Annotated in this window: 22 protein-coding genes; 7 read left to right on the top strand and 15 right to left on the bottom strand. The window is 62.3% G+C overall.

All coding sequences use genetic code 11. From position 1 onward, the window contains the following. Positions 1-30 precede the first annotated feature (30 nt). The 8 genes from AC1VXC_RS03250 to AC1VXC_RS03215 all read right to left on the bottom strand — a co-directional run bounded on the left by AC1VXC_RS03250 (position 31) and on the right by AC1VXC_RS03215 (position 12,075). Positions 31-816 (bottom strand): hypothetical protein, encoded by a 786-nt coding sequence (locus AC1VXC_RS03250; protein WP_481538574.1) that lies wholly within the window; start codon positions 814-816, stop codon positions 31-33. Between the two features lie 367 nt (positions 817-1,183). Then, entirely contained in the window at positions 1,184-6,583 is a 5,400-nt protein-coding gene (locus AC1VXC_RS03245; protein ID WP_481538573.1) for a DUF4011 domain-containing protein, read from the bottom strand. Between the two features lie 231 nt (positions 6,584-6,814). Further along, positions 6,815-7,693: a tyrosine recombinase XerC gene (gene xerC / locus AC1VXC_RS03240; RefSeq protein WP_481538572.1), complete on the bottom strand. Its 879-nt coding sequence runs from the start codon at positions 7,691-7,693 to the stop codon at positions 6,815-6,817. Positions 7,694-7,709: 16 nt separating this feature from the next. Then, on the bottom strand, positions 7,710-8,387 hold the full coding sequence (locus AC1VXC_RS03235; protein ID WP_481538571.1) for a DUF484 family protein: 678 nt from the start codon (positions 8,385-8,387) through the stop codon (positions 7,710-7,712). Next, complete coding sequence (gene dapF, locus AC1VXC_RS03230) at positions 8,384-9,235, bottom strand: diaminopimelate epimerase (protein ID WP_313173286.1); 852 nt, start codon at positions 9,233-9,235, stop codon at positions 8,384-8,386. Before dapF ends, AC1VXC_RS03235 begins: the two co-directional genes overlap by 4 nt. Further along, the gene (gene lptM / locus AC1VXC_RS03225; RefSeq protein WP_313495419.1) at positions 9,228-9,473 is read right to left on the bottom strand and encodes an LPS translocon maturation chaperone LptM; all 246 of its coding nucleotides are present in this window, start codon (positions 9,471-9,473) and stop codon (positions 9,228-9,230) included. The genes dapF and lptM overlap by 8 nt, the downstream gene beginning before the upstream one ends. A 52-nt stretch (positions 9,474-9,525) precedes the next feature. Beyond that, positions 9,526-9,948 (bottom strand): YbaN family protein, encoded by a 423-nt coding sequence (locus AC1VXC_RS03220; RefSeq protein WP_282269558.1) that lies wholly within the window; start codon positions 9,946-9,948, stop codon positions 9,526-9,528. Between the two features lie 18 nt (positions 9,949-9,966). Beyond that, positions 9,967-12,075 (bottom strand): S9 family peptidase, encoded by a 2,109-nt coding sequence (locus AC1VXC_RS03215; protein ID WP_481538570.1) that lies wholly within the window; start codon positions 12,073-12,075, stop codon positions 9,967-9,969. Positions 12,076-12,178: 103 nt separating this feature from the next. On the opposite strand from AC1VXC_RS03215, the gene AC1VXC_RS03210 reads away from it, so the two are divergent. Beyond that, positions 12,179-13,381, top strand: coding sequence for a pyridoxal phosphate-dependent aminotransferase (locus AC1VXC_RS03210; RefSeq protein WP_481538569.1), 1,203 nt, complete (start codon positions 12,179-12,181; stop codon positions 13,379-13,381). A 91-nt stretch (positions 13,382-13,472) separates the two neighbouring features. Here the strand turns inward: AC1VXC_RS03210 and AC1VXC_RS03205 are convergent, their stop codons facing one another. The 3 genes from AC1VXC_RS03205 to AC1VXC_RS03195 form a co-directional block, all read right to left on the bottom strand. Further along, positions 13,473-13,616: a hypothetical protein gene (locus AC1VXC_RS03205; RefSeq protein WP_482995000.1), complete on the bottom strand. Its 144-nt coding sequence runs from the start codon at positions 13,614-13,616 to the stop codon at positions 13,473-13,475. Positions 13,617-13,857: 241 nt separating this feature from the next. Beyond that, complete coding sequence (locus AC1VXC_RS03200; protein ID WP_313173291.1) at positions 13,858-15,957, bottom strand: prolyl oligopeptidase family serine peptidase; 2,100 nt, start codon at positions 15,955-15,957, stop codon at positions 13,858-13,860. A gap of 68 nt (positions 15,958-16,025) precedes the next feature. Further along, positions 16,026-16,343 (bottom strand): hypothetical protein, encoded by a 318-nt coding sequence (locus AC1VXC_RS03195; protein WP_313173292.1) that lies wholly within the window; start codon positions 16,341-16,343, stop codon positions 16,026-16,028. Positions 16,344-16,479: 136 nt separating this feature from the next. Between AC1VXC_RS03195 and AC1VXC_RS03190 the strand changes: the two genes are divergently transcribed. After that, positions 16,480-17,076 (top strand): lipocalin family protein, encoded by a 597-nt coding sequence (locus AC1VXC_RS03190; protein WP_313173293.1) that lies wholly within the window; start codon positions 16,480-16,482, stop codon positions 17,074-17,076. A 437-nt stretch (positions 17,077-17,513) separates the two neighbouring features. Here the strand turns inward: AC1VXC_RS03190 and AC1VXC_RS03185 are convergent, their stop codons facing one another. From AC1VXC_RS03185 to AC1VXC_RS03170, 4 genes are all read right to left on the bottom strand, one after another. After that, entirely contained in the window at positions 17,514-17,891 is a 378-nt protein-coding gene (locus tag AC1VXC_RS03185) for an SH3 domain-containing protein (RefSeq protein WP_313173294.1), read from the bottom strand. An 88-nt stretch (positions 17,892-17,979) separates the two neighbouring features. Beyond that, positions 17,980-18,636 (bottom strand): histidine phosphatase family protein, encoded by a 657-nt coding sequence (locus tag AC1VXC_RS03180; protein WP_481539184.1) that lies wholly within the window; start codon positions 18,634-18,636, stop codon positions 17,980-17,982. Next, positions 18,636-20,666 (bottom strand): M3 family metallopeptidase, encoded by a 2,031-nt coding sequence (locus AC1VXC_RS03175; protein WP_481539183.1) that lies wholly within the window; start codon positions 20,664-20,666, stop codon positions 18,636-18,638. Before AC1VXC_RS03175 ends, AC1VXC_RS03180 begins: the two co-directional genes overlap by 1 nt. Before the next feature lie 34 nt (positions 20,667-20,700). Beyond that, positions 20,701-21,822 (bottom strand): PLP-dependent cysteine synthase family protein, encoded by a 1,122-nt coding sequence (locus tag AC1VXC_RS03170; protein WP_313173297.1) that lies wholly within the window; start codon positions 21,820-21,822, stop codon positions 20,701-20,703. A 134-nt stretch (positions 21,823-21,956) separates the two neighbouring features. Here AC1VXC_RS03170 and AC1VXC_RS03165 point away from each other — a divergent pair, with 134 nt between their 5' ends. From AC1VXC_RS03165 to AC1VXC_RS03145, 5 genes are all read left to right on the top strand, one after another. Then, the gene (locus AC1VXC_RS03165) at positions 21,957-22,364 is read left to right on the top strand and encodes a CopL family metal-binding regulatory protein (protein ID WP_481539182.1); all 408 of its coding nucleotides are present in this window, start codon (positions 21,957-21,959) and stop codon (positions 22,362-22,364) included. Between the two features lie 120 nt (positions 22,365-22,484). After that, complete coding sequence (locus AC1VXC_RS03160; protein WP_481539181.1) at positions 22,485-24,290, top strand: copper resistance system multicopper oxidase; 1,806 nt, start codon at positions 22,485-22,487, stop codon at positions 24,288-24,290. Then, positions 24,287-25,363 (top strand): copper resistance protein B, encoded by a 1,077-nt coding sequence (locus AC1VXC_RS03155; protein WP_481539180.1) that lies wholly within the window; start codon positions 24,287-24,289, stop codon positions 25,361-25,363. The genes AC1VXC_RS03160 and AC1VXC_RS03155 overlap by 4 nt, the downstream gene beginning before the upstream one ends. A gap of 61 nt (positions 25,364-25,424) precedes the next feature. After that, entirely contained in the window at positions 25,425-25,724 is a 300-nt protein-coding gene (locus tag AC1VXC_RS03150; protein WP_481539179.1) for an EF-hand domain-containing protein, read from the top strand. Positions 25,725-25,783: 59 nt separating this feature from the next. Continuing rightward, entirely contained in the window at positions 25,784-26,323 is a 540-nt protein-coding gene (locus tag AC1VXC_RS03145) for a DUF411 domain-containing protein (RefSeq protein WP_313493564.1), read from the top strand. Positions 26,324-26,560: the final 237 nt, after the last annotated feature.

The raw sequence follows: 26,560 nt of genomic DNA, 5'->3' as shown, positions 1-26,560 counted from the left end.
AGGCGCCGTATTGGCTCGTGCGCGGTCGATTCACTTGCAGAAGGGAGCTGTGGTGCCATCTGCATAGCGCAGAAGCCCCCCCCAGCTGAAGCCAATGAACACTGGCGTGCCCTCCTTGCGTGACATAACGATGGCGCCGGGGTGATAAAGATGTTTGAGGCCATCGCGCGAAAAGTGCTTGACCATGCTGGGGATTTGGCCAGCCTCAAGCATCTGAGGCAGTTCTGTATGGAACGCGGCAAGAAGAGGCATCCCGTGAACCGATACGTAAGCTCCGACGAGAATTTTGCCTTGAGGTGTACCCATGAATATAGGTGTAAAAGATGTCCCGCCGGACGGGTGGCGAGCAGGGTCAATGCCGTCAACACTATAGAGGCCAACCCTATTTGGTGCTTCCTCAAGCCCAAAGATGACCCGGACAATGCTTGGTGAGGGTTGCCATTTGACGGGCGCGGCCCAGCCCGCGACAGCCGTGTTTATCACGGTTTTTAGCAGCCACCTTTCAAGTAACTCGCCCTCGATGATTACTGAGCCCTGAAAGCTCTTGTCATTGGCTTGAGCTTGGAACCGAGCAATCTGGCCAATTGTTTCATCCAAGGGGCTTAGTAGAGAGTTGTGATGCCTGCACAGAATGTTGGCCTTCTCTGCGCCGCGAGTAGGCGCTCCCTCTCTAATGCGATGAACACCCTCAATTATGACAGGGCAGGTGCAGCCAGCCTTGAAGATCGCATTGCTAAATACATGTTCGCCGGACATTCCATCGCAGCCGCCCAGCGAACGTGCCCAGCACTTTGACGTAGCTTCTTGGTTGACCAACGTGGACTCCTATTTACCACTTAACTAGCTAGTAGCCGGAACCACGGATCCGGCTATAAGACTTATCCGCAGCGCATCGTATAGCAGGTTATCCCCCTGATGCAGCTTGATCTTAGGGCGACTGGATCCGGCCAACAAGCCAGCGTATCACCAGACCTAACGGAGGGCGCAGCGATCACCGCTAGATTGCTCCGCTAGAAGTGCAGATGTCCGCTTTAGGTCGTATGGCACCCTGAGGCCATGAGCCGACCTCCGCTACTACGAAAGCGTGGTCGGCGCAGGTGCAGAGACTTGCACTGCAAAGGTCCGAAAATGAGCAAATCCACTTGCTGAGTAACTCAACTGGCAGGAGATTACCGAAACATTGCTATTGGCCGCTCATTTGCTCAATGCGAACCACAACAAGTACCTGATCGGGTTTCGCCGGTGTGGAGAAGGGCACCTCCTCCCCTTCAGCCGCGCCAATCAACGCCTGCCCCAAAGGGCTGGCCTCGGACACAATTCCGTTGTTGGGATCAAAGCGATCTTTAGATATCAACACATTGATTTCCCTGTCATGCAAGAGGTCGGAAAGATTGCGGTAAACCACGCGATCGCCCACACGCACTTCGACATGAGAAGACTCCGTGACGAGTTGCGCCAACGTTGCGCTGGCCTGTCTAAGTTCTGCTTGGGTTGGCTCTGGCAAATCCTCTTCCGCATTCAACACCTGCGCCTCGATGGGTAGCGCCTGTGAGGGAGCAATTTCCTGCTTCTTTAGTTCTTCGAGAAAATTGGTGAGGCGTGAAAGTTCCCGACGAGGATTGCGGAACCATTCGGTTGACCAAATGCGCCAAATCTTCCCTCGCCATCCCATACTTTCCAGAATTTCCTGTCGGATTCGGTCGCGGTCGCGCACGGTTATGCCCGAATGGTAGGTAGCGCCATCGCATTCGATGGCGGCCAAGAACAGGTGTGGGTATTGAGGATGACGCACGCCGATGTCGATGCGGAAATTAGCAACCCCCACTTGCGGCACACAGTCATAACCCAGGTCACGCAAGGCTTTAATAACGGCCACCTCAAACTCGGACTCAGGCTGTCCACCCGTGGCCTCTCCCGGATCGTGATTGATCCTGCCTGTTTCTGCGTACAGAAGGTAGTCGCGCAATGCGCTTGTGCCCCGCGGGGTACCTGGGCCCACCACGATGTCGGTGTGTTTCATGGACGTCACAAGGAGAACCGAGGCTCTTGCGCGAGTGAACAGCACATTCAGTCGTCGCCAACCACCATTCTGGCTAATCGGGCCAAAATTCTGGTGGACTCGGGTTGAATCTGGTGGCGGCCCATAAGTTGTAGAAATGATGATAGTGTCGCGCTCATCGCCTTGCACGTTCTCAAGGTTTTTGACGAAGATGTCCTGCCCCTCGCCATTCCACTTGTTGCGGTAGTCCTCCGCCCCTGGCGTTGACCTCAATCGCTCTTCCATCAACTCCGCGATCAAGTCACGCTGGCGAATGTTCAGGGCGACGATACCAATCGACAAATCTGGGGTATGGAGAATGTGATCTACCACCGCGTCCACGACCGCGGCGGCTTCTCTTAGGTTGGTTTGGCTTTCGTACACAGCAGCCTTGACGTAGTGCGCCCGAACACCGAGCCCGCGTGAACGCGGAAATGGCGAGGGGAAGACAATCAACTTTCCGTCATAGAAGTGCTTGTTCGAGAACGCAATCAGGCTCTCGTGACGGGAGCGATAATGCCACCGCAGCGAACGGATGGGCCGAAAGTGGCTGCTTGCCAAGTCTAGGATGGACTCGGCCTCTTCCGCCACCGAGGTCTCCTGGGAGTCGCCATCGGTCGACATCCGGGAGAAGAAGGAAGTCGGGGGCAACTGTTTGGGGTCGCCAACCACCACCAATTGTTTCCCTCGCACGATGGCACCAATGGCTTGTTCCGGCCGCATCTGGGACGCCTCGTCCATGATGACCACATCGAACATTTCAGGGGATGCCATCAAGTACTGCGCCACGGCTTGCGGCCCCATCATGAAACAAGGCTTCAACTGCCGAATGGACTTTCCCGACCTGTTCAGCATGTCCCGCAGCGCGATGCGTGGCCGAGACTGCGGCAACAGATGCTGGATTAAATTCATTTCGGTCTTGTCGGCCACCCGGGTTCCGTTGCGCCCCGGCTCTGTCCGCGCCATGCGCCTACTCTGATGGCTAATTTGCTTTCCGCGCAGCGAAACCAGATCGCGATCTATATCTGAAAACTCCTGGCGCGTGTTGGTGTGAATGGGGCCACTGAAATTCTGTAAGGCCGGGATCCGACGAAACAAGGATTCGGCGATAGACGCATAAAAGCGGTACGAAAAGGCATCGGCCAGCAGACTCGGCGGCAGCTCATTGCCTTCCATTGCCAACACGAAAGCGTCCAAACCTGCGGCGACACAATCGGCGCGATGGTGGACATACAACGACCACGGAATGAGTTCGTCGATTTGATCGAGCGCTGCTTGCAAGCGCCTACACGCATTTTCTGTACTGGTGGACTCGTCCGAACCTCGCATCCAGTACTCGATGTGCAGTTCGCCATGCTGCTCCAGTTGAAGCAGCGCCTCCTTCAACTGACCATAACGGTCATCGAATGAGGCAATGTTCTGTCGCATGTCATCGAGCGCAGATTGCGCCGAGATCGTCCATAGCGGCCGCTTGGCCTGGATAGGCAATGAGGAGTCCCACACGGCCTGGCCAAACCGGACGGCGGCCATGATGGCCGGCAAGCCTTCTCGGAACCGGCCTGCCCGGTCACCCAACACTTCCCGCAACTCCGCCGAACCCGAAATCGCGTGGGACTTGGCAAACAACTCCTTCGTCTGCCGAACCAAGGAGTAGCCCTGCTCCAAGGTCGCATCGGCATAAACCGCGCCCGCGAAATCGTTGGCGACTTGGCGCAGATGGGTCAGCAAGTTCGCCGCGGTGGTCAGCCGTAGGTTCCAATTGTGTGAACCACCCCACTCCGTCAGTTGGGGGCACGACTGCGTGATCCACACATCCAACTCATGAAGGGCATTCAAAGCCATGGTGGCATCCGGCATTCTGGACAAATGCCCCAGCACCTCTGTTCGCTCAATGGACAGCGGATCAAATGTCGTTCCGGCCACATTTGCCAGCTCCAAACGGGCGTAGGCCTCCTTCAACCACGTAGCGACCTTGGCCGCGTCCAACAGGGGGAAATCCACTGACATCGGGGAAACCCCGGCGACGCGTGTCAGCAACGGCGAGTTCGTCCAGGCCGCCCACCCTTTGCGAAGTTCGGACAGCTCCTCCAGTTCCGCCAATCGCTGCGACGCTGGCATCTTGGTCTTGGCTCGCAGCAAAGACCGATGGGCCTTGACTGCGGTGCGCCATGGCTTCTGGAAAACGCGATACCACGCATCCCCCTCTCGCAGAACCAAAATCCACGATCGCAAGTCCGCGTCACTGGGAGCCTGATCCAGGTAGAGCCGGCTTGCCAAGTTGACTTCCGTGGATTGAAGGCGGACGCGATCCACATTGCCTTTATTCAGTACCTCCATCGCGTGGGGCTTGGACAGTTCCGCAGAACGCATGTCCAAATGATCCAGCGGGGCGGCGGCACACACCCCCATGATAGCTTTGAGTTTGTCATCGCCCTCCGTCGAATCCTGCGCAAGACCCGCCCCTTCCAAAATAGCGTTAAGGGTTCTACGCGCTGGCACCGCCGCTTTCAGCAATTCGTCCAATTGCAGGATGGCGCTATCCAGTTCGCCAACACGAAAGCCGGCTACTCCGTTCTGCTGAACGAACCGCAATGAAACGTCGGAATGATTGGTCTGCTGGGCCTTGTCGTAATCCACCTTGCCGGTGGTGACCGCTTCCAACTCAAAGATCGACTGAAGAATCCCGTTGTGTCGGTTGAGGACTTGAAGTGCGTTCTCCTGGCTTGCGCGGTTCTTTCCGAAGATAGCCGGAAGAATATCGATAGCCGCATCGATCAGGAGAAGACCATCCAGTTCTTCCAGGACTGCGGCGATCTTGTCCGTGCTAGCTTCGCCGGCTTCACTGTGAACGCGCAGGCCATGAGCATCCACCAACTCCAGACTGATTTTCCTGGCCTGGATGGCAGAATCCAAGGCACTCCTCAAAATCCGCTCAACCGCCAAGTCGTCCCCCGGCGCAAGACTGTCCGGGTAGAAGCCCCAGAATGGGCTACTTTTGTCGTATCGTCCAATGTCCTTATACGTTTGCGACAAGGAGGTGACGCGATTCAAACTTGCTTCGAGCGCCGCCACCCCGACTTGGGGCGCGGAAGGAACAACCATGCCCGCCAGTGTTTCGGTGTGTTCGCCCAACTTGACTCGGTGTCGTTCGGCGCGCCAAAAAATTTGGTGAACGGTTAACCCCAACTGGTTGCCAGTTTTTGTGTTCAGCAACTTGGCGTGTTCATCCAGTTTCTGCTTGCGCTCGGTCAGCCCGGCAATGAGCGCATCCAATCCCGGCGGGATGGACGTGCGCATGTCTATTCTGGAATCAAGCGACTCTAATACTTGGCGCTTGTTCGTCTTATTAGAGTGAAGTTCCAGCAAGAATGGATCAAGCCCTGCGGCTTGAAGGCGGCGTTGAACCACCTGTAATGCGGTCAATTTTTCCGCGATGAACAGCACCGATTTCCCCGCATGGAGGCAGGCCGCGATGATGTTGGTAATCGTTTGGGACTTACCCGTTCCGGGAGGCCCTTCAATCACAAGGGACTTTCCTTCCATCACATCAACAATCGCACTGTGCTGCGAACTGTCCGCGTCATAGATCAGCGGAAGATCCGCGCTCGGATGGCGATCCAAATCGTACTCGGCCGCATACCCCACGTCGGAACTATCGTCCCCACCCCGGAAGATGCGCTTGATGACCGGGTGATTCAACAACATGGAATCACCGTTCTCATTCGACCAATTGTCGGGATCAAGGTCACGGATCAAGAGCATGTTTCCAAACGACAACAGCGCCAATGTCATGCTCCGCCGCACCTTCCAGCCCGGGCGGTTCCTTATGAGCTGTTCGATTTCTCGATAGTACGTCTCTACGCCATCTTCCTCGTCCGGAAAATCAGGCAACGTGAACGTATGATCCCTTTTGAGTTTTTCCCGAAGAGATAGGTTCTCCTGAATTTCTTCGCCCGTGTAATTGAATTTGAAGACGATGGTGTTCGCAGTTTGAACGGAACCGAGTTCGACGGGCACGCAGACTAGTGGTGCGGACAGCACCTTGTCAGAACTAGGATTTTCCGTGAAATCCAAACAACCTAGCACCAGAAACAACATGTTTGCGCCAGTTTCCTCCAACGCCAGCCTAGCTTCACGATCGATCTTGCGGAAATGTTTGGCGAGGTCTTCGTTGTAATATTGGACACGCGCAATACCCGCCGCATCCCAATCTTCCGGAAGTTCTTCCAGTTGGATGTTCAATCCCAAGCGAACGGCGTGTTCTTTTGCCTCGGGCTTGACCATCCGCTCGTGTTTGACCACCCATTCGTCCCGGCTCGGGTCGGGTACCGGCACTATTTGAATGGATGCGGAGGGTTGCCCCACTAGTTGGCGAAAGGTTGCATCCAATTGACCAGGAACCAGCGGCAAGGTCTTGCCGGCCGTGATCTTGAAGTTGAGCAGGCGATTGCGGGCTGTCAGATCGAGTAGGCGATGTTGCAGACGACGTAGAACCTCCGGAATAGGAAGGCTACCATCAAATACATCGTTCAGTTCTGCATCCATGAAACTCACGCCCCCAGTTTATCGCCGCGGTTTGACAGCAGCACTGATCCAGCATCCAGGGGAACACAAACTATGAAGGTGGGTTCTTCTTCCACCCTAATGAACATCCCCGCTAGAAGCCCCGGGTAGCAGGATAGCGTGGACACGGTCCAGTCGACTACTGTCCCGGTTGAGATTCGTAGACGCCTACGGACCGCTTTAGGTCGCAAATCGCCACCCAAACCACCAAACTCAACTCTTACGCTTCGCCCTAGGATGCGCAGCATCATAAACCTTGGCCAGATGCTGGAAATCCAGATGCGTATATATCTGCGTTGTCGCAATATCCGCATGCCCCAACAGCTCCTGCACGCCACGCAAATCGCCTGAGGATTCCAGAATATGGCTGGCGAAACTGTGCCGCAGCATATGCGGGTGCACGTTCTTGAACAGCCCCTGGCGTTGCGCCAGTTGCTTGATGCGGATCTGCACCGCGCGTTGGCTGATGGGTCCGCCGCTGCGACCCGGAAATACCGGTTTCTCGCCGGTGCCGCCGCTTTCCTTGCGCCACTCCTGCAAAGCATTCATTGCATGCGAGCCGACTGGCACGGTGCGTTCGCGGTTGCCTTTGCCGTGCACCAGCACGATGCCGGGGGCGGTATCGAGGTCGCGCCAGCGCATGGCGCAGAGTTCGCTCAGGCGCAGGCCTGAGGAATAGAACAGTTCCAACAGCGCGCGATCGCGCAGGCCTAGTGGTGCGTCGGTGGGCAGTTCGACCAGTTGCACGGCTTCGTCGGCGTCCAGCACCTGCGGCAGTTTGCGCGGTGCCTTGGGCGCGCGCAGGCCGGCGGCTGGGCTGTTGTCGATGACATTGTTCTTCAGCAGCCAGGCGTAGAAGCTGCGGCAGGCCGATAGGCGGCGCTGCAGGCTTTTTGCCGACAGGCCGCGGCGGTGCTCGCTGGCGACGAACTCGCGCAGTTGGTCACCTTGCAGGGTTTGCGGATCAGCGACGTCGTGCGCTTCGCACCATTGCGTGAGCGCGGCGAGGTCGCGCTGGTAGGCGTCCAGCGTGTGCGCCGACATTCGGCGCTCGACCTGCAGATAGGACAGGAATGCCTGGACGGCGCTCATCGCCGCATCACTCCACTCAGGCGCTGCGGAAGCGCTGCAGGCCCGTCACCAGCGATTCGCCCATCATGCGCAGGAACAGCGTGCCCATGCCGGGATAGAAGCGGTTGGGGTCGTAGCTGCCTATCGCAATCAGGCCGACGCCCGGCAGCGGCAACAATGCGGTGGAAGACACTTCGTTTACGCGCTCGCCATACAGCACGACGTTCTTTTCCTGCTGCAGGCGGCCGCAGATGGGTTCGCCGTCCTGCAGGCAGTCGTGGAACGGCGCCAGCCTGGCGTCGTCCTTCGCGATGACCTGCAGCCACGGTGCTTCGGCCAGTTCCGGCACGTCGTCGAAGGAGACGATGCGCACCAGGTCGCCGGCGAAATCTTCTTCCAGCGAGGCGGCCATCGCGCGCAGGGTGTCGGCGGCGCTGGTCTGGCGCATCAGCGCCAGGGTCAGCTGGTGGGTACGCACGGCCAGGCGCTCGTTGATCTGCGCGTTGGCGCCGAGGTCGGCCAAGCGCCGCGACAGCTCGCGGTTCTTGTCGCGCAGCACTTCCAGCTGGTAGCTGGCGAGCGATGCAGTGGGGCCGTCATCGCGCGGCACCACCATGGTCAGTGCAAGATCGGGGAACTGCTTGAGGAAGGTCGGATGACGCCGCAGCCAGGCTGCGACTTCATGGGCACCGATTTTCTCGACTGTGTCGTTCATCCCATCCACTCTCCGTCGAATACGAATGCTGCCGGGCCGGACATCACGATCTCGGCATCGTCTGCCGGCCATTGGATACGCAGGTCGCCACCGGGCAAGGAGATCAGCGCATCGCGCTGCAGGCGGCCGCGCTGCATCAGCACTACCGCCGCCGCGCAGGCACCGCTGCCGCAGGCCAGGGTCTCGCCGACGCCGCGCTCGTAGACGCGCAGGCGGGCGTGGCCGGCGTCCATTACCTGGGCGAAGCCGACATTCACCGACTCCGGGAACGAGGGGTTCTGCTGCAGCAAGGGCCCTACCCGTTCGACCGGTGCGGCGTCGACCGAGCCGACTTCCAGCACGGCGTGCGGGTTGCCCATCGATACGGCGCCAAAGCGCACGTTCTCGCCCTGCAGCGAGGTCATGTACTCCTCGCGCGCACGCGGGAAGCCGAGCAGCGGAATCTGTGCCGGCTCGAATTCGGGCTTGCCCATGGCCACGGCGTATTCGCCATTGGCCAAGCGCTGCACGGCATGGGTGCGGGTGGGACTGTCGATGATGAAATCGTCGCCCTGCGCCGCGCCGTCGCGTACCAGCCAGGCGGCCACGCAGCGCGCGCCGTTGCCGCATTGCTGCGAGGTGGAGCCGTCGGAGTTCCAGATGCGGTAGGACGCTACCGCGCCTTCGCTGCGCGGGGCCTCGATGGTCAGGATCTGGTCGCAGCCGACGCCACGATGGCGGTCGGCCAGCAGCGCTGCCTGCGCTGCATCCGGCGGCGCACTGCCATCACGCAGGTCCAACACCACGAAATCATTGCCGGCACCATGCATCTTGCTGAACTGCAGGCGCCCTGTTGCCGACTTACTCATTGACGCCATCACCACCGGTTGCATCGTCCAGCGCCTGATCTGCCTTCTTGTCGGCAGCCGGGTCAACCTTGTCGGTGGCCGGATCGGCAGCGGGCTGCTCGGCCGGGATGACTTCCTGTTCCTCGATCGGCACCGGCTTCTGCGGCATCACCAAGGGGCCTTTGTTGCCGCAGGCACTGAGACCCAGCAGCAGGAGGGCCGCCGGGATGAGAATCAGGAAACGGGACGTCGTGTTCATCCCCGGAGTATAGCCACTGGACCATGAAGTCCGAATGGCAGGCGCGTTCCGTTCAGCGTTCGCCGGGGGGCAAGGGGCGCAGCCACAGCCACAGGCAGACACAGGCCATGATGCTGATGGAGGTCCATTTCACCCAGGCCAGCGGCACGCACCACAGGGTGATCAGCGCACAGGCCAGCATGGTCAGGCTGGCCATCCACTTGCCCTTGCGGCTGACCGCGCCGTGCGCCTGCCAGTCGCGGATGGCCGGGCCGAAGCGCGGGTGATCCAGCAGCCAGCGGTGCAGCCGCTCGGAGCCATGCGAGGCCGCCCACGCCGAAATCAGCACGAAGACGGTGGTGGGCAGCCCCGGCACGAAGATGCCGACGATGCCCACGCCCAGGCTTACATAGGCCAGCAGCCACCACGCCCAGCGCAGGCGCGGTGGGCGCGTGCGTGGATCGGGAGGATCGCGTGGCGGTGGTGTATCAGGCATCGCTACGACCCGGCTGCATCAATCGGCCAGGCCCAGCTGCCACAGCACGAAGGCGAAGGACTCGGCCTGTTCCTTGTAACGCTGGAAGCGACCGGACTTGCCTCCGTGGCCGGCCTCCATGTTGGTGCGGAACACGATGGGCTGGCTGCCGGTGTTGACGTCACGCAGCTTGGCCACCCACTTGGCCGGCTCCCAGTACTGCACCTGCGAATCCCACAGGCCGGTGCCGACGAACAGCGACGGATAGGCCTGGGCGGTGACGTTGTCGTACGGCGAGTACTTGAGCATGTAGTCGTAGTACTTCTTCTGCTCCGGGTTGCCCCACTCGTCGTACTCGTTGGTGGTCAGCGGGATGCTGGCGTCGAGCATGGTGGTGACCACGTCGACGAACGGCACCTGCGCAACCATCACCCGGTAGTCGCCCGGGGCCTGGTTGGCCACCGCGCCCATCAGCAGGCCACCGGCGCTGCCGCCCGAGGCCGCGACGCGGTCCTTGGCGGCATAGCCCTGTGCGACCAGCGCGCGGGTCACGTCGACAAAGTCGTTGAAGGTGTTCTGCTTGTGCAGCAGCTTGCCGTTCTCGTACCAGCTGCGGCCCATTTCCTCGCCGCCGCGGATATGCGCGATGGCATAGACCACGCCGCGATCGAGCAGGCTGACCACGCTCTGGTTGAAGCCTGGGTCCATCGACATGCCGTAGCTGCCATAGGCGTACTGGTACAGGGCGGCGGTGCCGTCCTTCTTGAAGCCCTTCTTGTAGACCAGTGACACCGGAATGCGCGCGCCATCGCGGGCGGTCACCCAGACGCGTTCGGTTTCATACTTGCTCGGGTCATAGCCGATCACCGGCTGCTGCTTGAGCAGACGGCGCTCGCCGGTCTTGACGTTGAGTTCGTAGGTGGTGGCCGGGGTGGTCAGCGAGGTATAGGTGTAGCGCAGCCACTCGGTTTCCGGCTCGGCGTTGACCGACAGGCCCATCGAGTAGGCCGGTTCATCAGCCTTGACGAACTCGCTGCGGCCATCGGCGAACAGCAGGCGCACGCGCTCCAGCGCTTCGGCGCGCTCGGCGATGGCGGTGTAGCCGTCGAACAGCTCGAAGCCTTCGATCAGCACCTGCGGATCGTGTTTGACCCAATCCTTCCACTGCTTGCGGTCAGTGGCACCTTCCGGCGCGGTGACCAGCTTGAAATTGGTGGCGCCATCGGCATTGGTGCGGATCACCCACTGGCCGTTGTAATGGTCAGCGTCGTATTCCACGTCGCGCTCGCGCTTGGCCAGCACGGTGAACTCACCCGGGTTGGCGGCCGAGGTGTAACGCAGCTCGGAGGACACGGTGCTGTCCACGCCGATGGTGATGAAGCGGTCGTCTCGGGTGCGGCCGATGCCCATGTAGAAGCTGTCGTCCTTCTCCTCGTAGACCAGCACGTCGGCACTGGTCGGGGTGCCGAGCACGTGCTTCTTGACGCGCACGGTGAGCAGGGTTTCGGGATCATTCTCGACGTAGAACAGGGTGCGGTTGTCATCGGCCCAGATCACATTGGCCGAAACGCCTTCGATCACGTCACCCAGCAGCTTGCCGGTGCTCAGGTCCTTGAAGCGGATGGTGTACTGGCGGCGGCCGACGCCATCTTCGGCATAGGCCAGCAAGGTGTTGTCGCGGCTGATGTCCATGTCGCTGACGGCGTAATAGCCCTTGCCTTCGGCCAGCGTATTGAGATCCAGCAGCACCTCTTCCGGGGCCTGCATGTCACCCTTGCGGCGGGCGTGGATGGGGTAATCCTTGCCGGTCTCGTAGCGGGTGTAGTACCAGTAGCCGCGCTCGCGGTACGGCACGCTGGCATCGTCCTGCTTGATGCGGCCGACGATCTCTGCGTACAGCTTGTCCTCCAGCGGCTTGAGCGGCGCCATCAGGGCGTCGGTATAGGCGTTCTCGGCGTTGAGGTAAGCCAGCATCGCCGGCTCCTTGCGCTCATCGTCGCGCAGCCAGTAGTACACATCCTCGCGTTGCGCACCAAACGGGGCAGTCACCGTATGCGGGCGCTTCTCGACATCGGGCGGGGTGGGCTGGGACGCGGCGGCGGTATTGATCATCAGGCTTGCAACCAACAGGCAAAGAAGAGGTTTCATCGGGTTCGCTCCGGAACAGCGGTGGTGCATCCAGTGCAGCAGGCCACAGTGTGCCATGCCCGGCGCTTGCCCCGCTGCCATCAACGGCGCCTATCATGCAGCGATGAACACGCCCCACACCCCGCACGCCCCATACAGCCGCCGCAGTCAGGAGATCGCGCCCTTCCACGTCATGTCGCTGCTGGCCCGCGCCAACGCGCTGGAGCAGCAAGGCCACGACGTGATCCACCTGGAGATCGGCGAGCCCGATTTCACTACCGCCGAGCCCATCGTCCGCGCCGGCCAGGCCGCACTTGCGGCCGGCCATACGCGCTACACCGCGGCGCGCGGCCTGCCCGCCTTGCGCCAGGCCATCTCGGGCTTCTACGGCCAGCGCTACGGCCTGGACATCGACCCGGAGCGGATCCTGGTCACCCCGGGCGGCTCGGGCGCGCTGCTGCTGGCCTCCAGCCTGCTGGTGGACCCGGACAAACACTGGTTGCTGGCCGATCCCGGCTATCCCTGCAACCGGCATTTCCTGCGGCTGGTGGAAGGTGCGGCGCAGCTGGTGCCGGTGGGGCCTGAAAGTGGCTATCAACTGACCCCTGAATCGATTGCGGCCAATTGGAATGCTGGCAGTGTTGGAGCGCTGGTAGCTTCGCCAGCCAACCCGACTGGCACCACCCTGGATGCTGGGCAGTTGGCCGGCTTGTCTTCCGCACTGAAGGAGCGTGGCGGGCATCTGGTGGTGGATGAGATCTACCACGGGCTGACCTACGGCTTTGATGCGCCCAGCGTGCTGGAAGTGGATGACGAGGCGTTCGTGCTGAACAGCTTCTCCAAGTATTTCGGCATGACCGGCTGGCGCCTGGGCTGGCTGGTGGCGCCGCCGCGCGCGGTGCCCGAGCTGGAGAAGCTTGCGCAGAACCTGTACATCAGCGCGCCGTCGATGGCGCAGCATGCGGCGCTGGCGTGTTTCGAGCCGGAGACGATTGCAGTTTTCGAGCAGCGCCGCGAGCAGTTCCGGCAGCGGCGGGATTATCTGTTGCCGGCGTTGCGGGGGCTTGGGTTCCGGATTGATGTGGAGCCGCAAGGTGCGTTCTACCTGTACTGCGACGTGAGCGCGTTTACCGATGATGCGCAGGCGTTCTGTGCACACTTCCTGGAGACAGAGCATGTGGCGTTTACGCCTGGCCTGGATTTTGGCAACTACCGGGCCAACCAGCATGTGCGAATTGCCTATACGCAGGATGTCGGGCGCTTGCAGGAGGCGGTGGCGCGGATTGGGCGGGGGTTGGAGAGCTGGTTGGCTCGGAAAGTTGGCTGAGAGCTGAGGGCTAAAAGCTAGAAGAATAAAGGCACCCCTCCCCAACCCTCCCCTTCGCCTGCGGCGAAAGGGAGGGAGCAGAAGCAAGGCATCAAACAGCAAGCAGGAGTGCTTTGGCTTTGGCTTTGGCTTTGGCTTTGGCTTTGGCTTTGGCTTTGGCTTTGGCTTTGGCTTTGGCTTTGGCTTTGGCTTGGGCTTGGGCTTGGGCTTGGGCTTGGGCTTGGGCTTTCGCCATTCCCTTCTCCCGCTTGCGGGGGAAGGTGCCCGGAGGGCGGATGGGGGGACGCTTTTGAGCTTTTGAGCTTTTGAGCTTTTGAGCTTTTGAGCCTTGGAAGCAGCTGTCTCAATTCACCGTCCATACTCCGCTCTGCCCTCACCCCAACCCCTCTCCCGCAGGCGGGAGAGGGGCTTAAGCCGAAGCAAAAACAAACGCCACCTTTCGGTGGCGTTTGTTTTGCATCACTTCAAACCAGGCATCACTTCTTGCTCAGCTGTTCCCACAGGAAGCTGTACGCCAGTGCCGACATGTGCGCGGCCTGCGCATTGTTCGCCGCACCGCCATGACCGCCTTCGATGTTCTCGTAGTAGGTCACATCCTTGCCTGCATCGATCATCTTCGCCGCCATCTTGCGGGCGTGGCCCGGGTGCACGCGGTCATCGCGGGTGGACGTGGTGAACAGCACCGGCGGGTAGCTCTTGGCCGGGTCGAACAGGTGGTACGGGGAGAAGGTCTTGATGAAGTCCCAATCGGCCGTATCCGGGTTGCCGTACTCGGCCATCCACGAGGCGCCGGCCAGCAGGTGGCTGTAACGCTTCATGTCCAGCAGCGGAACCTGCACCACCACCGCACCGAACAGCTCCGGGTACTGGGTCAGCATATTGCCGGTCAGCAGGCCGCCGTTGCTGCCGCCCTGCACGCCCAGGTGCTTGGCCGAGGTGATCTTGCGGGTGACCAGATCCTGCGCCACCGCCGCCATGTCCTCATACGCCTTGTGACGGTTCTGCTTCAGCGCTGCCTGGTGCCAGCGCGGGCCATACTCGCCACCACCACGGATGTTGGCCACGACATACACGCCGCCCTTGTCCAGCCAGGCCCGGCCCATGCCGCCGGAATAGCTCGGCGTCAGCGAGATTTCAAAGCCACCGTAGCCGTACAGCAGGGTCGGGTTGGAACCGTCCAGCTTCATCGCCTTGTCGTGCACCACGAAGTACGGCACGCGGGTGCCGTCCTTGCTGGTGGCGAAGTGCTGCTCGATCACCTTGTCGCTGGCATCGAAGAACGCCGGCATGGTCTTGAGCACTTCCGGCTGCTTGCCGATTTCGGCCAGCGACAGCGTGGTCGGGGTCAGGTAGTCGGTGACGGTCATCCACACCGCATCGCTTTCGTCCGCATCCACCGCGCCGACACCAATGGTGCCGAATGCCGGGGCGCCGGTGAAATCACTGCTCACCCAGCCGTCCTTGCCATGGGTCAGCACTTTCAGGCGGTTCTTGACGTCGTCCAGCACGTTCAACACCACGTGCGACTTGGTCCAGGTGGTGCCGGCCAGCGAGGTGGTGTCGGTCGGCGCGAACAGCACGTCGAACTCGCGCTTGCCTGCCATGAAATCATCAAACTTCGTCGCCAGCAGCGAGCCGGCGGTGTAAGTCTTGCCACCCACGGTCCACGGCTCGCGCAGCTCCAGAGTCAGCCACTCGCGGCGGATACCCTTCTCGGCCGAATTCGGCGCGTCCACCTTGGTCAGCTTGCCGTCGGCGCCGATCAGGAACAGCTCATTGTTGTAGAAGGCAATCGTGCGGCTGACGAAGTTGCGCTCGAAGCCCGGCGTGTCATCGTGCATCGCCGAGATGTACATGTCCTCCGGCTTGCCTTCGTACACGGTGGTTGCGGCGCTGATCGGGGTGCCGCGCTGCCAGCGCTTGACCACGCGCGGGTAGCCGGAGGTGGTCATCGAGCCGTCACCGAAATCGGTATAGACGAAGACGTTGTCCTGGTCGATCCAGCCCAGGCCGCCCTTGGCCTCCGGACGGAAGAAACCGTCCTTGATCCAGTCCTTCTTCGAAACATCGAACTCGCGGGTCACATCAGCATCGGCGCCACCGCGCGACAGCGCGATCAGGCAGCGGTTGTATTCCGGGCGCAGGCAGTTGGCGCCGTGCCATACCCAGTTCTCACCCTCGGCCTTGTTCAGCGCGTCCAGGTCCAGCACGGTTTCCCACAACGGCTCGGCCTTGCGGTATTCGACCAGCGTGGTGCGGCGCCACACGCCGCGCTCATGCTGCTTGTCCTTCCAGAAGTTGTAGTAGTAGTCGCCGATCTTCTCCACGCCCGGGATCTTGGCGTCCGAATCCAGCACCTCACGGATGCCGGCCTCCATCGCCTTGAACTGCGGGGTCACGGCCAGGCGGCCTTCGGACTTGGCGTTCTGCTCCTTCACCCAGCCCAGCTGTTTGTCGCCGGTGACGTCTTCCAGCCAGGCGTACTTGTCCTGGGTGTCTTCAGCGGCCACGGCGGCACCGGCCAGGCTGGTGGAAAGCAGACCCGCCACGAGGCAGGCGGAGGTGAGTCGGGACATGTTGGCTCCATGCGGTCATAGGCCGCGAACGCTAGCACAGGCCCCGCCCCTGCCCCACGTGTCGAAGGTCAGGCCGCCTGCGGCAGACGGCGCCGGGCCGGGCGACGGCCACGGGTGGCTTGCGGCCCGCGCTTACGCGGCTTGGCGTGGCGATTCCGCCAAACTGCGGGTAGGCGAAAGCGGTACAAGGCCCACCAGGCACTCAGCGGCATACCCAACAGCCACAACGGCATCCAGCCGATCCACGCGCTGTGACCACGCGCCGCCGGCCAGACCAGGACCAGCGCCAGCCCCGCCAGGGCCGCCTGTCTGACGCACCGCAACACCCGAGGATCGGGCGCTTCGGGCGTGCTACGACGGGATGACGATGCGAGCGGCTTGGTCATGACGTTCTCCGGCAACATGGCTGTGTTGGAATGCATCTTCGGCGGCCGCCATCTCACAGACTGCGACCTGCCATTGACGGGCGCATCACTGCCCGCCGAACATGCAGCCCTGACCTTCATAGGTGCCCTACCCGTAATGCGACCGATTCCCGTCTTCCTGTCCGTTTTGTTGTTGAGTCTGGCCCTGCCGCTGAGCCCGGCATACGCCCAGGAGACTGCCCCGACGGCGACGGTGGAGGGGATTGCGGAGGGGCCGATTGACCTGCAGCGCTTCATGGGCCGCTGGTATGTGATTGGCCGGGTGCCCAATTTCATCGAGCGCGGCCATGTGGCCAGCGTCAACACCTATACCTTGCGCGACGACAACAAGGTTTCGATCCAGTACCAGTTCCGTGACGGGTTTGCCGAGCCTGCAGAAGAGATCGAGATCCGCGCCAAGGTTGACGAAGACAGTGGCAACCGCCGCTGGCGCACCTGGTTCTACCGGGTAGTGCCCACCCATACCCGCATCCTGGAAGTGGCGCCGGATTACTCCTGGGCGCTGATTGGCTACCCGGGCCGCGAAATGGCCTGGATCTTCGCCCGCGAACCGGACATGGACAACGCTACCTACCGCCAGCTGGCCCTCCGCCTGCGCGACAAGTACGACGTCAACACCGACAAGCTCAAGCGCGTACCGCAGCACCCGCAACAGGTGGATAAGCTTGGCTTTGAAGTGCCGAACAAGAAGTAACAGGCAGGACGGTAGCGCCGAGCCATGCTCGGCAGGGCTTTGCCGGTAACGCCCCCCGCCGAGCATGGCTCGGCTCTACAGGTGCAGTTACAAGGCCCGGCCTGATCATGCTGTTGCAGGAGCGGTGTAAGCCGCGAAGCGCGTATTGCCGCGAACGGCGAAGAGCTTACCCCTCCCCAACCCTCCCCTCCGCCTTCGGCGCAAGGGAGGGGGCAAGAGCGTAGTGCCGAGCCATGCTCGGCAGAGGCTTTACCGGGAACGCCCCCAGCCGAGCATGGCTCGGCTCTACAGGACCAGCGAAAGCTCCCCCCTCCGCAACCCTCCCCTCCGCCTTCGGCGCAAGGGAGGGGGCAAGAGCGTAGTGCCGAGCCATGCTCGGCAGAGGCTTTACCGGGAACGCACCCAGCCGAGCATGGCTCGGCCCTATAGATGCGGCTTCAACCGCCTGGCTTGGCAGTCTCTATGACTACGCCCATCTGCTTGCCGGCTTCGGCCAGCCTCACCTTCTTGCCGTCACTGCGGGCGATCAGATAATCCGCCGCCACCCAGCCGCTTTTGCCCTCGGCACGCACGTTGCACCATTGCAGGTCGGCCAGGCAGCGCTGCACTTCCACCGTGGTGCCCACCGGCAATACCGCCAGGCGCTCGGCACGCTGGTCCGGCGCGCTGCGCAGGTTCAGGCCATTGCTGACCTGGGCGGCAGGCTCGTTGATCTGCGGCTGGAACCACAGCACCACGCCGATGATCGCCGCAGCCGCAGCGATACGCAGATACAGGCGGGGCTTGCCGTCGGTGGACTTGAACAACCTGTGCATGGCGAGTGCGGCGGGACCGGTGCGGCCAGATGAAGGACCTATGGTGACACGCCAACGTTGAACCCGCGCCGTTGCGGACGCATCGCGTTCAGGCAACGCTGACATCCAGCGCTGTAAGCGGTGCAGCGCCTTCGCCCCTGGCAATTTCCAACCTGTACACCCCGGCATTGGGCACATGCATCTCGGTCTGGAAGGCACGGAATGCCTGCATGTCCCCAGGCCTGTTCACCGTCCGCCCTTGCAGGCGCCAGGCCAGCAGGCCGATCCAGATACCATGGCCAACGAATACGCTGCCGTCTTCGAAGTCATGCAGGCGAGCCAGGAAGGCCTCAACCCGAGCCGCGAAACCATCGAAGCTGTCGGCAACATCGCCGTCACGATGGGCAGGATCGCCGCGCTGCCAGTAGTCATGCGCCAACACCGCGACCTCGGCGGACACCTTGCCTTCGACAGTGGCAAGCGCCAGATAGCTGAACTCATCCAGCTCGGCGATCTCCTGTGCTGCAAGCCCGTGGGCATCGGCGAAGTACGCCGCCGTCTGCCGGGCGCGCAGCATCTGCGAGCAGTACAGCCGCGCCGGCCGCAATGGCCAGCGCGTCAAAAGATCCTGCACCTGCTGGCGGCCCAAAGCGCTGAGCGGGATCTCCCGATCAGCCATGGCGAACGCACCCGCGTTGGCCATGCTCTGCCCATGCCGAACGAAGTAGAGCGTCCGCACTCGAGCCGGGTCGGACGCCGTCTGCATCAGGCCGTCATGCCGCTATGCCGCAGAAGGGCATCAATCTGCGGCTCACGGCCACGGAAAGCGCGGAAATTCTCAGCCGCGCTGCGACTGCCGCCGCGTGACAATACTTCCTCGCGGAAACGTGCACCGGTTTCGGCCAAGGCACCCGGAGCCTCCTCGAACGCAGCATAGGCGTCGGCGCTGAGTACTTCGGCCCACTTGTAGCTGTAGTAACCGGCCGCGTAGCCGCCAGCAAAGATGTGGCTGAACTGGTTGGCGAAGCGGTTCCAGGCCGGCGGGATGTTCACCGCCACCTCGCCGCGCACGCGCTCCAGCAGCTGCAGCACGCTTTCCTGTTCGGGCTGGTACTGGCTGTGCAGCAACATGTCGAACAGGCCGAACTCCAGCTGGCGCACGGTGAACATGCCGCTCTGGAAATTCTTCGCCGCCAGCATCTTGTCGAACAGCTCGCGCGGCAGCGGCGCGCCGGTGTCGACATGCGCGGTCATCGCTTCTACCTGCTCCCACTCCCAGCAGAAGTTCTCCATGAACTGGCTGGGCAGCTCCACTGCATCCCACTCCACGCCATTGATGCCGGCCACCGCCAGCTCACCGATGCGGGTCAGCAACTGGTGCAGGCCGTGGCCCATTTCATGGAAGACGGTGGTGACTTCGTCGTGGCTGAAGGTCGCCGGTTTGCCATCATTGCCGCGGCCGAAATTGCAGACCAGATAGACCAGCGGCGTCTGCACGCCAGCGGCAGTAACGCGACGGTTGCGGCAATCGTCCATCCAGGCGCCACCGCGCTTGCCTTCGCGCGCGTACAGGTCCATGTAGAACTGGCCGACCAGCGCGCCGTCGGCGTCCACCAGTCGATAGAAACGCACATCCTCGTGCCAGACCGGCGCGCTGTCCTGTTCCACCTTGAGGCCATACAGACGCTCGATCACGCCGAACAGGCCAGCCAGCACCTTGGGCTCGGTGAAGTACTGCTTCACTTCCTGCTCGGAGTAGCTGTAACGCGCCTGCTTGAGCTTCTCGGCCACATAGGCCAGATCCCAGGCCTGCAGTTCATCCATGCCCAACTGCTCGCGGGCAAAAGCCTCCAGCTCGGCGCGGTCGCGCTGCGCATAGGGCTTGGCGCGTGCGGCCAGATCACGCAGGAAGCCCAGCACCTGCGGCGCATCACTGGCCATCTTGGTGGCAATGGAATACTCGGCGTAGTTGTCGAAACCCAGCAATGCGGCCAGTTCGTTGCGCACGGCGAGAATGCGATCGATATTGCCGGTGTTGTCCAGCGCCGCATCACCGAACTCCGATGCGCGCATCGCATGCGCGCGATACAACTGCTCGCGCAGCGCGCGGTTGTCGGCATAGGTCTGCACCGGCAGATAGCACGGCATCTGCAGGGTCAGCTTGTAACCTTCGCGGCCATCTTTCTGCGCGGCAGCGCGGGCGCTGGCAACCACGTCATCGGGCAGGCCCAGCAGGTCGTCGGCTACATCCACGTAGAGCGCGAACGCATCGCCGGCATCGAGTACGTTCTGCGAGAACTTGGCCTGCAGGCCGGACAGTTCTTCCTGCAACTCGGCGAAACGCGCCTTGCCGGCGTCATCAAGCTCGGCACCGCCGAGGCGGAAGTCGCGCAATGCATTTTCCAGCGCCTTGCGCTGTGCTTCGTCGTAACTGGCCGCTGCTGGCGCCGCAGCCAGCAGCTTGTACTGCGCGTACAGCGCCGGGTTCTGCGCGACCGAGCTGCCGAAGCGGCTGATCTTCGGCAGATTCGCGTTGTAGACCTCGCGTAGCTCCGGCGTATTGACCACCGCCTGCAGGTGCGAGACCTGGCCCCAGGCGCGATACAAGCGCTCGGTAGCATCGTCCAGCGGCACCACGAAGTTCTCCCAGCTCACCGGCGCCACGGCTTCTGCGGCTTTCACCGCGGCCTCGGCTTCGGCCAGCAGCGTATCGACGGCCGGAGTGACGTGTTCAGCGCGGATCGCGTCGAAACGCGGCAGGCCGGAGAAATCGAGCAGGGGATTGGTGGTGTTCACAACATTCCTTCAAATAGTTCCGGCTATGCCGGCATCAAACCTGATATGGCGACGCTTCCAGCCAGGCACAAGGCAGGACCGGCATGCCCTGTCCAGCCACGGCCGAGGCCACCACCGCATCGGCGCCGTCCACGTCGATGCCCTGCTGGCGGTACCAGTCCGGGTTGTAATAGCTGTGCGCGTAGCGTTCGCCGGCATCGCAGAGGATGCTGACAATGGAACCGTCTCGGCCAGCCGCGCGCATCTGCTGGGCGGCGTACAGCACGCCGATGAAATTGGTGCCGGTGGAGCCGCCAACGCGCCGCCCCAGGGTGGCACTGACATGGCGCATCGCAGCCAGGCTCAGCGCATCACTCACCTTCACCATCGCATCGACGCAGGTAGGTATGAAACTGCGCTCCACGCGCGGACGGCCAATGCCTTCCACGCGCGAGCCGCCTTCGCAGGTCATGTCACGCCAGTCGCGACCTTCGAGCGCGGCGCAGTAGCCGTCGTAGAAGATCGACACCTCAGGGTCCGCGCACAGGATGCGGGTGTCGTGGCGGCGGTAGCTGACGTAACGGCCCAGGGTAGCTGCGGTGCCGCCGGTGCCGGGGCTGCAGACGATCCATTCCGGCACCGGATGCGGTTCTTCCGCCATCTGCTTGAAGATGGACTCGGCGATGTTGTTGTTGGCGCGCCAATCGGTGGCGCGTTCGGCGTAGGTGAACTGGTCCATGAAGTGGCCGCCGGTTTCCCGCGCCAGCCGTTCGGATTCGCAGTTCAGGTCACAGGCGCGCTGTACCAGATGGCAGCGGCCGCCGTGGAATTCGATGGCGGCGATCTTCTCCGGCGAGGTGCTGGCCGGGATCACCGCGATGAACGGCAGGCCCAGCAGGCGTGCGAAGTAAGCCTCGGATACCGCGGTGGAGCCGCTGGAGGCCTCGATCACCGGGCAACCCTCGCGCAACCAACCATTGGCCAGCGCGTACAGGAACAGCGAGCGGGCAAGCCGATGCTTGAGACTGCCTGTCGGGTGGCTGGATTCATCCTTCAGATAGACATCGATACCCGGGAAGCCCGGCAGGTCGATGGGAATCAGATGGGTATCGGCCGAACGGTTGTAGTCGGCTTCAATCTTGTGGATGGCCGCCGCCACCCAATCACGCTGGGACATGGATCGCCACTTCTTGGTGAATGCTGGAGTGGATTCTACTTGGTTGGGCAAAACCGGGGGCAGAGTCGGGTTTCGATGAAACCCGACTCTTACCCCGGTTTTTCTCAACCATTCAGCCCAGCCCCCACTCAGGAATGCTATGGTTCAGCCCTGCTTCCAACCTGAATCCCGTGCCGCGCATCCTGCTGCCCCTGCTGCTGTGCCTGACCCTGATCGCTGGTGCGATCGGTTCGGTGTGGTCTGCGACGGCGATGGCCATGCCGATGCATGCCATGACGATGGCTATGGAATCCGGTGACAGCGCGCACGACTGCTGCCACGAGCAGGAAGCAAACCTGCAGTGTGATGCCGGCGACGCCGACAAGGCACCCTCGCCCTGCGCCAGCGGTGATAGCTGCGACTGCAAACAGCATTGCAACATGCTGCCCAGCGTCGCGATGACGCGGCTCGCCCCGATGCGCCATGCATTGGCGTCGATGCCAGCACTGCCCTCTCGCGACGATGTGGCCCCGGGCCAGCTCAACCGCCCTCCCATCGCCTGATTCCCGCGCCTTCTGGCGTTTGCAGATACCTGTGCCAAGGCCATCGCCCTGGTGCACCCTTGATCTGTTCAGGACATGCAGCAGCGCATCGTGATGCGGCTGTGTGACCGGGAGTTCCACATGTCTTCTGATTTCCTTTCCGATTCGCGCTCGGTGCTGTCGCGGCGTCGCTTCGTGCAGGGCCTGGCCCTGGGCGGCGTGGTCGCCGGTGCCGGCATGGCACGCATCCCGCAGGCATTTGCCTCCGGCCGCGCCATGGCGGTGCCGCCGGTTGAGCTGCGCGGCACCGAGCTGAACCTTGCCATCGGCCGCTCGGCGGTCAATTTCACCGGCCGCACCCGCCCCGCCATCACCGTCAATGGATCGTTGCCTGCGCCAATCCTGCGACTGCGCGAGGGCGATACCGTCAACCTGCGTGTGGCCAACACGCTCACCGACGAAATCACCTCCATCCACTGGCACGGCATCCTGTTGCCGGCCAACATGGACGGCGTGCCGGGGCTGAGCTTCAACGGCATCGCGCCGGGCGAGGCCTACCAGTACCGGTTCCAGCTCAAGCAATCCGGCACCTACTGGTACCACAGCCATTCGCTGTTCCAGGAGCAGGCCGGCCTGTATGGCGCGCTGATCGTCGACCCGCTGGCACCGCCGCCGTATCACTTCGACCGCGAACACGTGGTCATGCTCTCGGACTGGACCGACATCGACCCCGATGCGCTGTTCCGGCGCATGAAGAAGATGCCGATGCACGACAACACCTACCAGCGCACGGTCGGTGATTTCATGCGCGACGCGCGCAAAGACGGCCTGCGCGAGACCCTGGCCGACCGTGGCATGTGGGGCCGGATGCGGATGACGCCTTCCGACCTGTCCGACATCAATGCCCACACCTACACCTACCTGATGAACGGCACCGCCCCGGCCGGCAACTGGACCGGCCTATTCCGCAGTGGTGAAAAGGTGTTGCTGCGCTTCATCAACGGCGCCTCGATGACCTACTTCGATGTGCGCATCCCGGGCCTGAAAATGACCGTGGTCGCCGCTGATGGTCAGTACATCCATCCGGTCAGCATCGACGAGTTCCGCATTGCCCCGGCCGAGACCTTCGACGTCATCGTCGAGCCGACCGGCCAGGATGCCTTCACCCTGTTTGCGCAGGACATGGGCCGCACCGGCTATGCCTGCGGCACCTTGGCAACACGCCAAGGCCTGCAGGCACCAATCCCGCAGATCGATCCGCGCCCGCTGCTGACCATGAGCGACATGGGCCACGACATGGGCAGCCATGGCGACCACGGCGCCGGCATGGAAGGGGGTTGCGGCGCCAACATGGGTGCCAAGGGCATGGAAGGTGGCTGCGGTGCGGCGATGGGCCACGGCGCCCATGGCGGCTCCGACAAGTCGCCCAAGCACAAGCCCAGCGAAGCCGGCAACCCGCTGATCGACATGCAGACTGCGGCCACCGAGCCCAAGCTCGACGACCCCGGCATCGGCCTGCGTGACAACGGCCGCAAGGTGCTGACCTATGGCGCAATGCGTTCGCTGTTCGAAGACCCGGATGGACGCGAGCCCGGTCGCGAGATCGAGCTGCACCTCACCGGCCACATGGAGAAGTTCGCCTGGAACTTCGACGGCATTCCGTTTGCCGGTGCCGAGCCGATCAGGTTGAACTACGGCGAGCGCATGCGCATCGTGCTCGTCAACGACACGATGATGCAGCACCCCATCCATCTGCACGGCGTGTGGAGTGACCTTGAGAACGCAGACGGCGAGTTCCAGTTGCGCAAGCACACCATCGACATGCCGCCAGGTACACGCCGCAGCTACCGCGTGCGTGCGGATGCGCTGGGCCGCTGGGCCTTCCACTGCCATCTGCTCTACCACATGGAAGCGGGCATGATGCGCGAAGTGAGGATCGACGCATGAAGACCTTCTCTCACTCGCTGTTGTTCATCGCCCTGGCTGCCAGCGGCAACGCCTTCGCGCAGGACCCGCATGCGGGCCACGCCGGGCACGCCACTGAAGCAAAGCCGGCAGTGGATCCACATGCCGGGCACAACACGCCCAAGGCCAAGGCTGCTGATCCGCATGCCGGTCATGCCATGCCCAAGGCGGAAGATCATTCCAGCCACGGCGCGGCTGATCCGCATGCCGGCCATGCCATGCCCAAGGCGGAAGACCACTCCGGCCACGGCGCGGCAGCTGACCCGCACGCAGGACATGCAATGCCCGCTGATCCGCATGCCGGTCACAACATGCGGGGCGGCAGTGCCAGCAACACGCCGCGCGAACCGATCCCGACGCCGACCAAGCAGGATTTCGACGATGCCTTCCCGGTATTGAAGCCGCACGCGATGGAGCATGCGCCGTCGTTCAACAGTCTGGTGGTGTTCGATCACCTGGAAGCCTGGGATAACGCCCACGGCAGCGGCCAGGCCTGGGGCATCGACTCCTGGTTCGGCAATGACATCAACCGCCTGTGGATCCGCAGCGAAGGCGAGCGCAGCGACAACGCACTCGGCGACTGGTCGGTGGATGCGTTGTACGGGCATTCGATCTCGCCGTGGTGGGACGTGGTGGCCGGTGCGCGGCATGACAACAGCCGCGAATCCCCGGATCTGACCCGCGCAGCCTTCGGCCTGCAGGGCATGTCGCCGTACAAGTTCGAAGTCTCGGCGATGGCTTACATCGGTGGACCGCGCAAGGCCGAGCTGGCCTTCGAGGTCGAATACGACGTGCTGCTGACCAATCGGCTGATCCTGCAGCCGGTGGTGGAAGCCAGCATCGTTGCCGATGACGATCCGCGCCGCGGTGTCGGCAAGGGCTTGAGCAGCGTGGAAGCAGGCCTGCGCCTGCGCTACGAGTTCACCCGCAAGTTCGCACCGTATGTGGGCTTTGTGCACGAACGCGCATTCGGCGATACCGCCGACCTGCACCGTGATGCCGGCGAAGGCGTGAGCGAATCGCGCTGGGTTGCCGGTGTGCGCTTCTGGTTCTGATTCGTAGTGATGGCGTCGCATGCCGACGCCATCACCACTCTCCCTACAAGGAATACATTCGATGAAGTTCTTTATCCAGGCCGCACTGGTCGGCGCGATCTCCCTTGCCTCCATTTCCATCGTGCAGGCCCAACATGCCGGCCATGAGCACCATGCACCGGCGGCCAAGCCTGCTGCGAAGGCACCACAGGCCGATGCAGCGGCAACCTTCAAGCGCTTCGATGCCAACAACGATGGTTTCATCCGCCGCGAGGAGCTGCCCAGCGGTCATCCGCTGCTGCCGCACTTCGGCATGAGCGATGGCAACCGTGACGGCAAGCTCGATGCCAAGGAATTCGAGCGCGGCCTGTCGATGCTGTGATGCCCTACTGCCGCACTGGCCTCCGGCCGGCGCGGCAAACTGTCCAAGGAATCTAGATCATGAAAATGCGTTCAAAGCCGATGTTCTCGTTGCTGGTGCTGGCGGCAGGGACCCTGTTGATCAGTGCCTGCAATGCGAGCCCATCTACTGCTACCACGGCGGCCGCTGCGGTTGCTGCGGCACCTGCGAAGGCGGTTGAAGCTGCGCCGGCTACCAAGGCGTTGCCGTTGGTGGTTGTGCACAAGGACCCGAATTGCGGCTGCTGTGGTGGCTGGGCCGAGCATATGCAGGCCGCGGGCTTCCCGGTGCAGCTCAATGACACCAGCGACATGATGGCGGTCAAACAACGCCTGGGAATCGGTGACGGCATGATGTCCTGCCACACCTCCGAGATTGACGGTTATGTGGTGGAAGGCCATGTACCGGTGGAAGACATCAAGAAGCTTTTGGCTGAGCGCCCACAGGCGCGCGGGCTGGTGTTGCCGGGCATGCCGGTCGGTACGCCGGGCATGGAATCGCCGGATGGTTATCGTCAGGCGTTTACGGTTGCATTGCTCGGCAATGATGGTTCGTTGAGCGAGTTCTCAAAGCACGAGTGATGCCACCGCAATAATGATCGGAGTAGAGCCCCTCTCCCGTTCACGGGAGAGGGGTTGGGGTGAGGGGACGCTTCTAGCCAGGCAACGTCAAAAGCCCCCCTCATCCGCCCTCCGGGCACCTTCTCCCGCACGCGGGAGAAGGGAGTGTCCAAAGCCGAAGCCAGAGCCAAAGCCAAAGCCAGGGCCAGGGCCAGAGCCGCAGCCGCAGCCGCAGCCGAAGCAACAGCAACAGCAACA

Source organism: Stenotrophomonas sp. STEN033 (assembly GCF_056856655.1).
This window is presented reverse-complemented; position numbering and strand designations above follow the sequence as displayed.

What these genes read in the sequence shown, in the direction of transcription:
- AC1VXC_RS03245 (WP_481538573.1), bottom strand. Translation starts at nt 6,583, where the DNA reads ATGGATGCAGAACTGAACGATGTATTTGATGGTAGCCTTCCTATTCCG.
- xerC (WP_481538572.1), bottom strand. Translation starts at nt 7,693, where the DNA reads ATGAGCGCCGTCCAGGCATTCCTGTCCTATCTGCAGGTCGAGCGCCGA.
- AC1VXC_RS03235 (WP_481538571.1), bottom strand. Translation starts at nt 8,387, where the DNA reads ATGAACGACACAGTCGAGAAAATCGGTGCCCATGAAGTCGCAGCCTGG.
- dapF (WP_313173286.1), bottom strand. Translation starts at nt 9,235, where the DNA reads ATGAGTAAGTCGGCAACAGGGCGCCTGCAGTTCAGCAAGATGCATGGT.
- lptM (WP_313495419.1), bottom strand. Translation starts at nt 9,473, where the DNA reads ATGAACACGACGTCCCGTTTCCTGATTCTCATCCCGGCGGCCCTCCTG.
- AC1VXC_RS03220 (WP_282269558.1), bottom strand. Translation starts at nt 9,948, where the DNA reads ATGCCTGATACACCACCGCCACGCGATCCTCCCGATCCACGCACGCGC.
- AC1VXC_RS03215 (WP_481538570.1), bottom strand. Translation starts at nt 12,075, where the DNA reads ATGAAACCTCTTCTTTGCCTGTTGGTTGCAAGCCTGATGATCAATACC.
- AC1VXC_RS03210 (WP_481538569.1), top strand. Translation starts at nt 12,179, where the DNA reads ATGAACACGCCCCACACCCCGCACGCCCCATACAGCCGCCGCAGTCAG.
- AC1VXC_RS03205 (WP_482995000.1), bottom strand. Translation starts at nt 13,616, where the DNA reads ATGGCGAAAGCCCAAGCCCAAGCCCAAGCCCAAGCCCAAGCCCAAGCC.
- AC1VXC_RS03200 (WP_313173291.1), bottom strand. Translation starts at nt 15,957, where the DNA reads ATGTCCCGACTCACCTCCGCCTGCCTCGTGGCGGGTCTGCTTTCCACC.
- AC1VXC_RS03195 (WP_313173292.1), bottom strand. Translation starts at nt 16,343, where the DNA reads ATGACCAAGCCGCTCGCATCGTCATCCCGTCGTAGCACGCCCGAAGCG.
- AC1VXC_RS03190 (WP_313173293.1), top strand. Translation starts at nt 16,480, where the DNA reads ATGCGACCGATTCCCGTCTTCCTGTCCGTTTTGTTGTTGAGTCTGGCC.
- AC1VXC_RS03185 (WP_313173294.1), bottom strand. Translation starts at nt 17,891, where the DNA reads ATGCACAGGTTGTTCAAGTCCACCGACGGCAAGCCCCGCCTGTATCTG.
- AC1VXC_RS03180 (WP_481539184.1), bottom strand. Translation starts at nt 18,636, where the DNA reads ATGCAGACGGCGTCCGACCCGGCTCGAGTGCGGACGCTCTACTTCGTT.
- AC1VXC_RS03170 (WP_313173297.1), bottom strand. Translation starts at nt 21,822, where the DNA reads ATGTCCCAGCGTGATTGGGTGGCGGCGGCCATCCACAAGATTGAAGCC.
- AC1VXC_RS03165 (WP_481539182.1), top strand. Translation starts at nt 21,957, where the DNA reads ATGCTATGGTTCAGCCCTGCTTCCAACCTGAATCCCGTGCCGCGCATC.
- AC1VXC_RS03160 (WP_481539181.1), top strand. Translation starts at nt 22,485, where the DNA reads ATGTCTTCTGATTTCCTTTCCGATTCGCGCTCGGTGCTGTCGCGGCGT.
- AC1VXC_RS03155 (WP_481539180.1), top strand. Translation starts at nt 24,287, where the DNA reads ATGAAGACCTTCTCTCACTCGCTGTTGTTCATCGCCCTGGCTGCCAGC.
- AC1VXC_RS03150 (WP_481539179.1), top strand. Translation starts at nt 25,425, where the DNA reads ATGAAGTTCTTTATCCAGGCCGCACTGGTCGGCGCGATCTCCCTTGCC.
- AC1VXC_RS03145 (WP_313493564.1), top strand. Translation starts at nt 25,784, where the DNA reads ATGAAAATGCGTTCAAAGCCGATGTTCTCGTTGCTGGTGCTGGCGGCA.